11 protein-coding genes are annotated in these 12,388 nt (G+C 58.3%); 9 read left to right on the forward strand and 2 right to left on the reverse strand.

From position 1 onward, the window contains the following. From IHD13_RS13895 to IHD13_RS13905, 3 genes are all read left to right on the forward strand, one after another. Positions 1 to 1,108, forward strand: a 1,108-nt coding sequence (locus IHD13_RS13895) for a hypothetical protein (RefSeq protein ID WP_442786573.1), incomplete at its 5' end; no start/stop codon positions are given. Positions 1,109 to 1,357: 249 nt separating this feature from the next. Continuing rightward, the gene (locus IHD13_RS13900; protein ID WP_195861636.1) at positions 1,358 to 2,074 is read left to right on the forward strand and encodes a YiiX/YebB-like N1pC/P60 family cysteine hydrolase; all 717 of its coding nucleotides are present in this window, start codon (positions 1,358 to 1,360) and stop codon (positions 2,072 to 2,074) included. An 884-nt stretch (positions 2,075 to 2,958) separates the two neighbouring features. After that, positions 2,959 to 3,885, forward strand: coding sequence for a biotin/lipoyl-containing protein (locus tag IHD13_RS13905; protein ID WP_195861637.1), 927 nt, complete (start codon positions 2,959 to 2,961; stop codon positions 3,883 to 3,885). A gap of 67 nt (positions 3,886 to 3,952) precedes the next feature. On the opposite strand, the gene IHD13_RS13910 is transcribed toward IHD13_RS13905, so the two are convergent. After that, positions 3,953 to 4,861, reverse strand: coding sequence for a LysR substrate-binding domain-containing protein (locus IHD13_RS13910; protein ID WP_195861638.1), 909 nt, complete (start codon positions 4,859 to 4,861; stop codon positions 3,953 to 3,955). A 151-nt stretch (positions 4,862 to 5,012) separates the two neighbouring features. Here IHD13_RS13910 and IHD13_RS13915 point away from each other — a divergent pair, with 151 nt between their 5' ends. Both IHD13_RS13915 and fghA read left to right on the forward strand, forming a co-directional pair. Further along, the gene (locus IHD13_RS13915; RefSeq protein ID WP_195861639.1) at positions 5,013 to 6,122 is read left to right on the forward strand and encodes an S-(hydroxymethyl)glutathione dehydrogenase/class III alcohol dehydrogenase; all 1,110 of its coding nucleotides are present in this window, start codon (positions 5,013 to 5,015) and stop codon (positions 6,120 to 6,122) included. A 54-nt stretch (positions 6,123 to 6,176) separates the two neighbouring features. Next, positions 6,177 to 7,034, forward strand: a complete 858-nt coding sequence (gene fghA / locus IHD13_RS13920) for an S-formylglutathione hydrolase (protein WP_195861640.1) — start codon at positions 6,177 to 6,179, stop codon at positions 7,032 to 7,034. Positions 7,035 to 7,152: 118 nt separating this feature from the next. Here fghA and IHD13_RS13925 read toward each other — a convergent pair whose 3' ends face one another. Then, a complete protein-coding gene (locus IHD13_RS13925) occupies positions 7,153 to 8,088 on the reverse strand; it encodes a DMT family transporter (protein ID WP_195861641.1) in 936 nt (311 codons plus the stop codon). A 145-nt stretch (positions 8,089 to 8,233) separates the two neighbouring features. Between IHD13_RS13925 and IHD13_RS13930 the strand changes: the two genes are divergently transcribed. The 4 genes from IHD13_RS13930 (at position 8,234) to IHD13_RS13945 (ending at position 12,355) form a co-directional block, all read left to right on the forward strand. Beyond that, entirely contained in the window at positions 8,234 to 8,698 is a 465-nt protein-coding gene (locus tag IHD13_RS13930; protein WP_195861642.1) for an Lrp/AsnC family transcriptional regulator, read from the forward strand. A gap of 249 nt (positions 8,699 to 8,947) precedes the next feature. Next, complete coding sequence (locus IHD13_RS13935; RefSeq protein WP_195861643.1) at positions 8,948 to 10,066, forward strand: GlxA family transcriptional regulator; 1,119 nt, start codon at positions 8,948 to 8,950, stop codon at positions 10,064 to 10,066. A 265-nt stretch (positions 10,067 to 10,331) separates the two neighbouring features. Then, on the forward strand, positions 10,332 to 11,039 hold the full coding sequence (gene mtgA, locus IHD13_RS13940; protein ID WP_195861644.1) for a monofunctional biosynthetic peptidoglycan transglycosylase: 708 nt from the start codon (positions 10,332 to 10,334) through the stop codon (positions 11,037 to 11,039). Between the two features lie 338 nt (positions 11,040 to 11,377). After that, entirely contained in the window at positions 11,378 to 12,355 is a 978-nt protein-coding gene (locus IHD13_RS13945; RefSeq protein ID WP_195861645.1) for a dipeptidase, read from the forward strand. Positions 12,356 to 12,388 lie beyond the last annotated feature (33 nt).

Here is a 12,388-nt window from a genome sequence, read left to right on the forward strand (position 1 = left end):
TCTACCTCCTGTCCATGTGGAGGTCATATCCTGGGCCAGTTCAGGGGGCAAATTCCACACCCAACGACGAAGAGCCGCTAAAGGGTATTTCCCCGACCATAAATTCATTAGCCAAGAAGAGTCTGCTTGGCGGAGAAGTAATACTAAGTCCTTTGTAAAAAAATTGTATATAGTAGACCCTTCTATATTTAATAACACCAAAGAGAAGCCATTAAAGATTCTTATTGCACTAATTGATAAAATTCTTGTGTCAAACGAAAATGATACCATTTTTGATGTCATTGGAGAAATCCTTGACCTAAGCGAAAGCCAAATCGAAGTGCTGTCGGATCAAATTAATAACTCTTCGCTTGAAAATATAGTAAGCACAATTGAGATACTGCAGAAGCGAGAGCTTGCGGTGCATAAATTGCGCGAAATAATGGTAAAGCATTACAAGGAGGTCCTTGAAACACCCGATCTGCAAGGTATTATTGAAAGTAATACGTGGCTGTTCGGTAATCAATATACAATTATTGGTGCTGAGGAAGACGATTTTCAAAGAGTTGCATTGAACTTGAGAGAGTCTGTTAAAGGCATAGAAATAATAGATGAAAATGATTTTGAACCTGCAGACTTAGACGCTGGCCTAAGCATAGCTGGTGTCAGACGACAAGTGGATCTCTTCTTGGCTAGAAAGAAGTTGAATTTCAATTCTAGAGGCGAGTCCTATTATCAATGTACGATCATAGAAATCAAGAAGCCTGCAATTGCATTAAATGAAAAGCATCTCAAGCAAATAAAAGATTATGCAAGGATTATATCTGAGCATGCGGGCTTCTCTATGGAGAAGATGCGCTTTGAAATCATTTTGGTTGGCAGAAAAATATCCGAAAGAGATTTTGATATTAATTCGGCTTTAGAAACTGCAGAAGCGAAGAATGAGCCTGGATTAGTTTTCAGTACAAAAAATGATCGCATCAAAGGCTATGTTAAGACATGGGGTACGATTTTCGCTGAATTTGATTTATCGAACCACTATTTGCTTGAACGGCTTAAAACCAAAAGAAACTCATTGGAAACAAAGTCATCAGATCAACTAGTTGATGATCTCAAGAGCCCGACTTGAGAAATTTAACAAGTGCGGCCAAGGGACGCTCCTGACGTCGCGCCCCTGCCGCTAGCGTTGAGGCTGTAGCAAAAGTCCATGCACTTCAGAAGATCGCGCTCGTACGCGAAATCTGACCGAGATTCTGATGCCAACTGATCTGGATTTTACGAGAGAGTACGAAATCCAGTACAAAAATTGATCAATTCGTGGCTTTTGAAAGGCTCGTACCTTTTTCTACAGCCTCGTTAGCTTCTAAAGGATTAAATAGTGAAAATCGGCGATGTCCTCCTGGTTGCAGGAGATAGCATTAAGTCCTCAGGTTTAGTGGCTGCCCAGAAACCACTTTACGCGGCGGCAGTATCAAGCCATGTGGAAATCGGTTTGGGGGATGGAACATTCGTTCATGCAACCGGGGACGGCGGAGTTCACGTCGTATTCATACTTGATGAGCTGGCTAAAGTGAAGGAGGGCTGGCGTGCCATCAGATTAAAAGGACTTACCGAAGAACAGGAAGAGGAGCTGGGAAAGCAGGCGCTGTACTTCCTAAGACAAGGGTACAATAAAGCCTTTATGGGAAAAGGGACCGAGAATTCATCATTTTGCTCTGAGCTTGTTGCTAAAGCATATGAGCGTGCCGGAATTGAGGTGCTCAATGGCAAACAACCGAGCAAGGTAGCGCCGGCACACTTTGATGCTGAGGCCGATTTGCAAGCAGAGTGGGAAGATGTCACGGACGAGTATAGAGAGCGACTTGTCGATATTCGCGAGAACCCCTTTCCGTACCAGCTTGCATGCCAAACGATACAAGCGACTATGGCTCGACGTCATATTTTCAGCAAAAGACGAAAAAACGTGTTCGATATGATGGAAGCACTATCGGAATCAGACGGAGATGGTCGAATGAAAAAACTAGTTGATGAAGTAAAAACGGGTCTTCGAGAGGGAAGAAACTTGCACTTCTGGGATGAGAAAGACCAGGGTTGATCAACGGAGCTAACAAAAAAATTATGTACGCGCGTTTCACGCGCCGGACGCCCTCCTGCGTCGGGCGCCGCATATCTTGGCGTTGAGCTGTAGCAAAAGCCCATGTACTTCAGATGCTCTCGCTCGTATGAAAAACCTGGTCGAGTTTCTTATGAGAACTGGTCTCGATTTTACGAGAGAGTACGAAAATTAGTTAAAAATTGATAGGTTCGAGAGTTTTGAAAGGCTCGTGCCTTTTTCTACAGCCTCGTTAGGTTTCAGGAGGTATCTATGCATCCACCGATAGTTGAATGGTTGTTCGATAACTTTTTCGCAGTATGGTTTTTCGTGCTATTCCTTATAGTTGCCGTCTGGGTTATCCGAATTTCGATGGTGTCGTCGCTTCCGTCTATTGAGGAATACAAGCAAAGAAACCCTAAAGCAGTTGATAGGAACGGAAATGTTCGGTGCGTGCAATGCAATTCCAATAATATCTATTTGTGGTGGCTCTTTGGTCCGCGGGCTGGTTTTGGACCTAAAAAACATATTTGCCGAAAGTGTGGTAGCACACTATGGAAAAGCTAAGATCGAGAAAGGCTGATAATGAGGGCACAGTGATGGTAATCATCTGACACACCCCCTTTTGCCAGCATCACAACTCCATCTCCCTCTGCTTCGGCAGGCTTGCCGGAAAATACGACACCAAATGATCGACGAAACACCATGCTCTGGGGAGATGTGGCGGTGGTATCAATACCAGTGAAGATTTTCAGATTCTCATGTGTTTTAATTGCTTAGATGGTAGGAAAGCGATGGTTGGCACGTCTATTATTTTTCCATTAAAATTAGTAATGTGGTGGTAGGTTGATAAATATTTGTTCGGTCTTGGTTTTTAAGGAAGGTTCATGTATTTAAGCATTTTGGATAAAGGTTTTGAGCTTGCTTCAAATGTATTGGAGTTTATACGTGAAAATGATGAGAGAAATCGGGAGGTTAACGAGCGGCATCATAGCGATAATATAGTCGTCCAAGAAAAGCTTAGGGCTCTTGTAATAGAGTCTAATGAGGTTTTGTCGCGCCAGGTTAGTGAGATTCCTGATAGAATTGTTAGTAAAATTGAGTCTGATAAGTTAGAGGAGTTGGTTAATAGAACGGAAACCTTGAGGTTTGCAATAGACCTGGAGAATATGGATCTCGTCAATTCCATATTGTCCGATCTCCTTCCTTTGTCAAAGTATGCCTTGAGTCGATTGAATGAAAATAAAGAGCAATGGTTTTTGCCATGGATGCAAGCGACCTCTATAAGTCTTTTGGCTTTAAGGCTTTCGGCAAATACTTCGGGGGCTAGAAAGCTGCTGAATGAGGAGGTCAAGTTTTTTAGATTTGAAATATTGAATAAGGTTAAGTCAAGGTTTTTAGTTGAGGAGAATGTTCCATGGTTGGAGTTGTCTGATTTTGTAAGGGGTGAGAACGAAAATATACTTTTATTTTTAGGTGAGGAGTCAGCGCTGCCTGTAAATTTTCAAGAAGATGAGTCTCTAGAGGAGGCTGTTGTAAAAGAGCTCAGGCTCGGTCATGAAGAAGGTGATTTAAAAGTTGGTGAAAAATACAAAATACGTAATGCTGAGAAACTAAATGTCTTGAAGGTTTTTTTCAAGGATGGCGATAAGATAAAAGAAGGAGATTGTTTGTTTTTGCTGGAATGTGAGTTTGATAAAGTTGTCATGGAATACTGTTTTCCCTCATTTTTTTCAGGTCGTATAAATAGAATTTATGTCAAGGAGGGGGAGGGTTTTAATCTTGGAGATGTTCTCTTGGATTATAAGCTTTAGGTTGGGCTGGGCTGTATTTTATATGTACAGTAATGGTCTTCCCCTGACACATCCCCCACTGCCAACATCACACCTCCATCCCCACTTCCCTCCGCTTCGGCAGGCTCCCCGGCAAATACGCCACCAGATGATCGACGAACTGCCGCACCTTGGGGGAGAGGTGGCGATGGCGGGGGTAGACCGCCCAGACGGCGGTGTCCCGGTGGCGGAAGGTGTCCAGCACCGAGATCAGCTCGCCGCTGGCCAGGTACTCCTCCACGTAGTAGTCGGGCAGCTGGGCCAGGCCGAGGCCCTTGAGGGCGGCGTCCAGCAGGGCGGGGCCGGAGTCGGCCCGCCACTTGCCCTGCACGCGAATCTCCCGGCGCACGCCTTCCACCTCGAACAGCCAGGAATCGCGGCTGCCGACCAGGCAGCGGTGGTTGCTTAGCTCGGCCAGGCTATGCGGGCGCGAGACCTGTTCGAAGTAGCTCCGGGAACCCACCACGTATTCGCGGCGCTCGCACAGGCGCCGGGCGATCAGCGTCGAGTCCTTGAGCACCCCCATGCGCACGGCGATATCGTAGCCCTCGTCGATCAGCTCCACCTGGCGGTTGGTGAAGTGCATCTGCACCTCCAGTTGCGGGTGCAGGCGCTGGAAGTCGTTGACCAGAGGCGCCACGAAGCGCTCGCCGAAGGTGGTGGCGGCGGTCAGCTTGAGCACTCCTTTGGGGCGGGCCTGGAAGTCGGTGATCGCCGCCTCGGCCTCGCGGAAGCCGTCGAAGAGGTGGCGGCAGTGCTCATAGTAGAGGGCGCCGGCATCGGTGAGGCGGATCTGCCGGGTGGTGCGGTAGAGCAGTTGGGTGCCTAGCTGGTTCTCGAGCTGGCCCACCAGGCGGCTGACATGGGAGTTGGAGACCTGGAGGTGGCGCGCCGCCGCCGAGAAGGTGCCCAGGCGCACCACCTCGATGAAGGCTTCGATACGGTCCCAACGTTGCATGGTGGACGCCCCCTCGGTTGGTTGTTGCTCAGTAACAATAATCTTGTGCCGGCGACCCGATTTATCTGCCACCGACCCATCACCTAGACTGCAAGTACACGGCGCCTCTCTGGCGCCCTTTTACCGTGTCACTCGCTGTCGAGGAACCGCTATGAAATCACGTGCCGCTATTGCCCTGGAAGCCGGCAAGCCGTTGGAATTGGTCGAAATCGACGTGGAGGGCCCGAAGGCCGGCGAGGTGCTGGTGCGGATCGCGGCCACCAGCGTCTGTCATACCGATGCCTTTACCCTCTCCGGCGCCGACCCGGAAGGGCTCTTCCCCTCGGTGCTGGGCCATGAAGGCGCCGGTATCGTCGAGGCGGTGGGCGAGGGCGTCACCAGCCTGCAGCCGGGTGACCATGTCATTCCGCTCTATACCGCCGAGTGCGGCAAGTGCAAGTTCTGCCTCTCCGGCAAGACCAACCTCTGCCAGGCGGTGCGCGCCACCCAGGGCCAGGGCCTGATGCCGGACGGCACCTCGCGCTTCTCCTTCGAGGGCAAGACCCTGCACCACTACATGGGCTGCTCCACCTTCAGCGAATACACCGTGCTGCCCGAGGTCTCCCTGGCCAAGGTCTCCAAGGAGGCGCCGCTGGACAAGATCTGCCTGCTGGGCTGCGGCGTGACCACCGGCATCGGTGCCGTGCTCAACACCGCCAAGGTCGAGCCGGGCGCCACCGTGGCGGTGTTCGGCCTGGGTGCCATCGGCCTGGCGGTGATCCAGGGCGCGCAGATGGCCAAGGCCAGCCGCATCATCGCCATCGACGTCAACCCGGACAAGTTCGAGCTGGCCCGCCAGTTCGGTGCCACCGACTTCGTCAATCCCAAGGACTACGCCGACCCCATCCAGCAGGTGATCGTCGACCTGACCGACGGCGGCGTTGACTACTCCTTCGAGTGCATCGGCAACGTCAACGTGATGCGCTCGGCCCTGGAGTGCTGCCACAAGGGCTGGGGCGAGTCGATCATCATCGGCGTGGCCGGTGCCGGCGAGGAGATCTCCACCCGTCCGTTCCAGCTGGTCACCGGCCGGGTCTGGAAGGGCTCAGCCTTCGGTGGCGTCAAGGGCCGCAGCGAGTTGCCGGGCTACGTGGACCGTTACATGGCCGGCGAGCTCAAGATCGACGAGTTCATCACCCAGGATATGCCCTTCGAGAAGATCAACGAGGCCTTCGATCTGTTGCACGCGGGCAAGAGCATCCGTAGCGTACTCCACTTCTAAGGCGACTTTATTCGAGAGGCGGCCCCGCCACGGCGGGGCCCAAGGAGACTGCGGATGACCATGTCTGAAAGCCTGGAACTGGTGTCGGCCACCAAGAGCTTCGGTGGCTGGATCAAGCGCTACAAGCATCGCTCCCGGGCGCTGGATTGCGAGATGACCTTCGCGATCTACCTGCCGCCCCAGGCGGAGAGCGAGCGGGTGCCGCTGCTGTGGTGGCTATCGGGACTGACCTGCACCGACGAGAACTTCATGCAGAAGGCCGGCGCCCAGCGCCTGGCCGCGGAGCTGGGTATCGCCATCGTCTGCCCGGACACCAGCCCGCGGGGCACCGAGCTGCCCGGCGAGCACGACAGCTACGACTTCGGCTCCGGCGCCGGCTTCTATGTCAACGCCACCCAGGCGCCGTGGAAGCGCCACTACCGCATGTACGACTATGTGGCCGAGGAGCTGCCCTCGGTGGTGCGTCAGCACTTCCCGGTCAATGGTCGCGAGTCGATCAGCGGCCACTCCATGGGCGGCCATGGCGCCTTGATCCTGGCGCTGCGCCACCCGGGGCGTTTCCGCTCGGTGTCGGCCTTCGCGCCCATCGTCAATCCCAGCGCCTGCCCCTGGGGCCAGAAGGCCTTCCAGGGCTACCTGGGTGACGACGCGGGCAACTGGACCCAGTACGACGCCTGCGAACTGGTGGCCAAGGGCGCCTCGCGCCAGCCGCTGTTCATCGACCAGGGCGAGGCGGATGACTTCCTGGAGGAGCAGCTCAAGCCGGAGCGCCTGGAGGCGGTGTGCGCCGAGCACGACCACCCGCTGACCCTGCGTCGCCACCCGGGCTATGACCATAGCTACTTCTTTATCGCCAGCTTTATCGACGACCACCTGCGCTACCACGCGGAGAAGCTGCACAAGAAGAGCTGAGTGGTGGTTGCGGGATCCTTGCTTTCCCTACCGGCGTCGCCTTGTGCGGCGCTTTTTTGTGGCTTTCGCAGACTGGCGTGAGCTGGCTCTGTGGGTGGGGCGATTCGATGCCTCGACTTCAGCGCCGCCGACGCTGCAGCAGCCCGCTGGCGAACACCACCCCCAGGCTGACCAGGGCCATGCCCAGGGCGGTGACGGCGGCGATGCTCTCGTTGAGCAGCAGCCAGGCCATCAGGGTGGCGCAGACGGGGGTCAACGACCCGATCGACGAGGTTATCTCGGCACCTAGCTGGCGAATGGCGAACCCGTAGAGAAAGCTCGACCCTAGCCCCACGGCCACGCCCTGCACCAGCAGCTGAAGCAGCCATTCATTGCTTGGCACGCTACCTAGCGTCAGGGGGCTGGCGGTGGCCAGCAGGTATAGCAGGGCGATGGCACCGTTGGGCACGGTCACCACGGCTGCCGCCTCCAGGGCGCTGAGCCCGCTCTGGCGCATCGACACGGTGAAGACCGCCCACAGCAGGCTGCACACCAGAAACAGCGCCTGGCCGCGCCCCAGAGCGCTACCTTCGGCCTGGCCGCCCCATAACAGGCAGATGACGCCGGCCAGCACCGCGCAGAGCCCCAGACGACGCCAGGACGAGAGCGGCTGACGAAACACCGCCACCGCCAGCAGGGTGACGAACAGAGGCGCGGTGCCCGGAATCAGGGTGCTGCCCTGGGCCACCGGCGCCCAGCCCATGCCGATGGCACCCAACAAGAAGAAGGGCAGCCCGGCCCCCAGCGCCATGCCCATCAGCCAGACAGGGTGTACCCGGCGTATCGTTGGCCAGCGATGGATCAGCAGTGGCAGTAGCACCAGTCCAGGCACGGCATAGCGGAACAGCGTCATGTCGAGCTGGCCGATGGGCGACAGGGCCCCGAGTCGGAGCGAAAGAAAGTAGGAGGACCAGGTCAGCACCATGCCAAAGGCGGCGGCATAGCCCAGCAGGCGCTGGGAGCGGCTGGAGATCAGCGGCTGTACATGGGTGAGAGAGGGCATCCTGGCGGTCATGGGCGGCGGCTCGCGGCAAGGGGATAAAGAGCCACCAGTATGGGGCAGCTCGACTGGCGATCGTGGGCAAAACCCCCCAGGCTTCTCGCAAGGTTTGGCAGAAAAAGCCAAGATATATCAACAATTCGCTATTATGAGCCACGTCATGACTGCCACGCCTCTCGACCGAATCGATTGCCAGCTGCTCGATGCTCTGCAGCGGGATGCCCGGCTGACCACTGCCGAACTGGCCGAGCGCGTCAGCCTGACCCCTTCGCCTTGCGCCCGGCGCATCCGGCGTCTGGAGCAGGAAGGACTGATCGCCCACTACCGCGCCGTACTGGACAAGGACAAGCTGGGGCTGGGTATCACCATCTTCGTGCAGGTGCGCCTCAGCCAGCATCAGGACAACCTGGTCGAGCAGTTCGAGGCAGCGGTACGCGGCATGCCCGAGGTGATCAACTGCCACACCGTCTCCGGCGCCTTCGACTATCTGCTCCAGGTGGTCAGCGCCGACCTGCGCGGCTACGAGCAGTGGGTCCGTCGCCTGCAGAAGCTGCCCATGGTCAATACCGTGGATAGCAGCTTTGCCATTCGCGCGGTCAAGGAGGGGGGGCCGCTGCCGCTGTAGCCCGCCTTGCCCCTGGCAAGCGACCTCGGCTTATCCAGAAACGACGTTATTGTCTGTGTGCAATAACCTATTGCCGGCTGATAGCCAAATTTGTCATGTCAGCCGGCGACACAGGGAGTACATTTCACGCAAGGCTTGCCTATACGCGACACCCATGGCGCATTCGGGGCGACTGCCGAACGACTCGACACAAGCATAAAACGATCGCCATGACGATCGTCGGGCCCACCGGGCAGAGGAGACTCGACCATGACCAACAGCACCCCCGTTTCCGCCAGCACCCCTCAGACCCTCGGCTTCCTGCTGCTGGACAACTTCACCCTGATCTCCCTGGCCTCGGCCATCGAGCCGCTGCGCATGGCCAATCAGTTGGCCGGTCGTGAACTCTACCGCTGGTACACCCTGAGCCTGGACGGCGCCCCGGTGCGCGCCAGCGATGGCCTGCAGGTCACCCCGGACGCCGCTACCAACATGCCCCTGGCGCTGGACATGGTGATCGTGTGTGGCGGTATCGGCCCCAGCCGCAGCGTGCAGCGCGAGCACATCGCCTGGCTGCAGGGGCAGGCCCGCCAGTCCCGGCGCCTGGGTGCGGTCTGTACCGGTAGCTGGGCCCTGGCCCGCGCCGGCCTGCTCGACGGCTACGAGACCAGCATCCACTGGGAGTGTCTGGCCGCCATGCAGGAGGCCTTCCCGCGGGTGGCCCTGACCACCCGGCTGTTCTCCATCGACCGCGACCGGGCCACCGCTTCCGGCGGCACCGCGCCGCTGGACATGATGCTCAACCTGATCGGTCGCGATCATGGCCGCGAGCTCTCCGCCGGCATCTCCGAGATGTTCATCTATGACCGGGTGCGCGGCGAGCAGGACCAGCAGCGGGTGCCCCTCAAGCATGTGCTGGGCACCACTCAGCCCAAGCTGCTGGAGATCGTCGCCCTGATGGAGGCCAATCTGGAGGAGCCCATCGGCCTCGACGAGCTGGCCCACTACGTGGACGTTTCCCGGCGTCAGCTGGAGCGGCTGTTCCAGAAGTACCTGCACTGCTCGCCGTCCCGCTACTACCTCAAGCTGCGCCTGACCCGGGCCCGCCAGCTGCTCAAGCAGACCCCGATGTCGATCATCGAGGTGGCCTCGGCCTGCGGCTTCGTCTCCACCCCGCACTTCTCCAAGTGCTACCGGGAGTACTTCGGTATCCCGCCCCGGGACGAGCGTCTGGGCATCGGGTCCCGGGCGCCGGCCGCCGAGCCGCTGCACACCAAGGCCCTGGCCGGTATCTCGCCGAGCGATGGCGCCGATGCGCCGGTCTCCAGCGCCGTGCTGGCGCTGGCCCAGGCCCAGGGTGAGCCCACCTACGCCAGCGTGCCGCTCTAAAGGGGTCTTCGCAGATCAGCGTGATGCCACGACATGGCATAGCCTCGGCTGGCTATTGTGGGAGTTCGGCTCTGCCGAACGATTGGCGCCGTCAGGCGCCTTGATCGCCCTTCGGGCGATATCGCGCAGAATCTGCGCTCCCACAATAGGATTCACGCCAGAGTGCGATGAGTTTTTTTCTACGTCATACCCAGCGTTAAGCCGCGTCCCTTATCGGGGCGCGGCTTTGCCGTATACTGGGCGCCTGTTTTCGATGAGGTCCCCCATGCTCGCCGACTGGCTCCGCCGCCTGATCCGTTTGCTGCTGCTCGCCCTGCTCGGCTTCGTCGCCGTCTCGGTGCTGCTGGTGTTGCTGTTCCGGGTGGTGCCGGTGTTCGGCTCCATGGTGATGGTGGAGCGCAAGGTGCAGTCGTGGATCGCCCGGGAGCCGATCCGCATCGAGCAGCAGTGGCGGCGCTGGGAAGCGCTCTCCGACCACGCCAAGCTGGCGGTGATCGCCGCCGAGGACCAGCGCTTCCCCGTGCATCGCGGCTTCGACCTGGTGGAGCTGCGTCGCGCCTGGGAGGCCAGCCGCAATGGCGCGCGGCTGCGCGGCGCCAGTACCCTGAGCCAGCAGACCGCCAAGAACCTCTTCCTGTGGAGCGGGCGCAGCTGGGCCCGCAAGGCCCTGGAGGCCTGGTTCACCCTGCTGATCGAGGCGCTCTGGCCCAAGGAGCGCATCCTCGAGGTCTACCTCAATATCGCCGAGTGGGACACCGGGGTGTTCGGCCTGGAGGCCGCCGCCCAGCACTACTTCGGCGTCTCCGCTGCCCAGCTCAATCCCCATCAGGCCAGCCTGCTGGCCGCCATCCTGCCCAACCCCCGGGCCCGGGATGCGGCGCGTCCGTCGCCCCAGGTCGCCCAGCGTGCTGCCTGGATCCGCCAGCAGATGCGCAACCTGGGCGGCACCGTCTACCTGGAGCGGCTTTATTAAGACTCCTCCTCCGCTGGAGTTTTTAATTGTGGGAGCTCGCGGTCCGGCGTTCCGGCTGTGCCGAGCGATAGCCAGGGGCGACTGCGTCGCCCAATCGCGCAGAATCTGCGCTCCCACAAAACCCGCGGCCACCCAGCCTATTGTTGGTGTTCCGGCTGTGCCGAGCGATAGCCAAGGCTCCCACAAAACCCGTGGCCACCAGGGCTTCCAATAGACCTTTATCGCGATTGCGACACCCCTGACGTTTTTGGAATTTTGCCGGTCGCTTCCAAGCGCCGGGGGGAAGGGGGGCGGCGCTATGCTGCCGGCAAGTCAACGACAATGCCGGAGCACCTCCCATGACCCCCCGTGAACTGCACGACGACGCCATCGTTATCGACGGCCTGATCATCGCCAAATGGAACCGTGAGCTCTTCGAGGACATGCGTCGCGGTGGACTCACCGCCGCCAACTGCACCGTCTCGGTGTGGGAGGGCTTCCAGGCCACCGTCGACAATATCGTCAAGTCCAACCAGCTGATGGCCGAGTGCAGCGACCTGGTGCGCCCGGTGCGCACCACCGCGGACATCACCCGCGCCAAGGAAGAGGGCAAGACCGGGATCATCTACGGCTTCCAGAACGCCCACGCCTTCGAGGACCAGATCGGCTACGTGGAGATCTTCAAGCAGCTGGGCGTGGGCATCGTGCAGATGTGCTACAACACCCAGAACCTGGTGGGCACCGGCTGCTACGAGCGCGACGGGGGCCTCTCCGGCTTCGGCCGCGAGATCGTCGCCGAGATGAACCGCGTCGGCATCATGTGCGACCTCTCCCACGTGGGCGCCAAGACCTCCGAGGAGGTGATCCTCGAGTCCAAGAAGCCGGTCTGCTACTCCCACTGCCTGCCCTCCGGGCTCAAGGAGCACCCGCGCAACAAGTCCGACGAGGAGCTGAAGTTCATCGCCGACCACGGCGGCTTCGTCGGCGTGACCATGTTCACCCCCTTCCTGCGCGCCGGCATCGACGCCACCGTCGACGACTACGTCGAGGCCATCGAGTACGTGATGAACATCGTCGGCGAGGATGCCATCGGCATCGGCACCGACTTCACCCAGGGCCACGACAAGAGCTTCTTCGAGTGGCTGACCCACGACAAGGGCTACGCCCGCCGCCTGACCAACTTCGGCAAGATCATCAACCCCGAGGGCATTCGCACCATCGGCGAGTTCCCCAACCTGACCGAAGCGCTCTCGCGTCGCGGCTTCAGCGAGGCCCAGGTGCGCAAGATCATGGGCGAGAACTGGGTTCGCGTCCTCAAGGACGTCTGGGGCGCCTGACCGTCCTGCCTCTTCCTTCTTCAACAACAACGA

The organism is Halomonas sp. 328 (assembly GCF_015645095.1).
Lineage (GTDB): Bacteria > Pseudomonadota > Gammaproteobacteria > Pseudomonadales > Halomonadaceae > Bisbaumannia.

Coding starts and splice junctions, on each gene's coding strand:
- IHD13_RS13905 (WP_195861637.1), top strand. CDS start 2,959: ATGTATTTAAGCATTTTGGATAAAGGTTTTGAGCTTGCTTCAAATGTA.
- IHD13_RS13910 (WP_195861638.1), bottom strand. CDS start 4,861: ATGCAACGTTGGGACCGTATCGAAGCCTTCATCGAGGTGGTGCGCCTG.
- IHD13_RS13915 (WP_195861639.1), top strand. CDS start 5,013: ATGAAATCACGTGCCGCTATTGCCCTGGAAGCCGGCAAGCCGTTGGAA.
- fghA (WP_195861640.1), top strand. CDS start 6,177: ATGACCATGTCTGAAAGCCTGGAACTGGTGTCGGCCACCAAGAGCTTC.
- IHD13_RS13925 (WP_195861641.1), bottom strand. CDS start 8,088: ATGACCGCCAGGATGCCCTCTCTCACCCATGTACAGCCGCTGATCTCC.
- IHD13_RS13930 (WP_195861642.1), top strand. CDS start 8,234: ATGACTGCCACGCCTCTCGACCGAATCGATTGCCAGCTGCTCGATGCT.
- IHD13_RS13935 (WP_195861643.1), top strand. CDS start 8,948: ATGACCAACAGCACCCCCGTTTCCGCCAGCACCCCTCAGACCCTCGGC.
- mtgA (WP_195861644.1), top strand. CDS start 10,332: ATGCTCGCCGACTGGCTCCGCCGCCTGATCCGTTTGCTGCTGCTCGCC.
- IHD13_RS13945 (WP_195861645.1), top strand. CDS start 11,378: ATGACCCCCCGTGAACTGCACGACGACGCCATCGTTATCGACGGCCTG.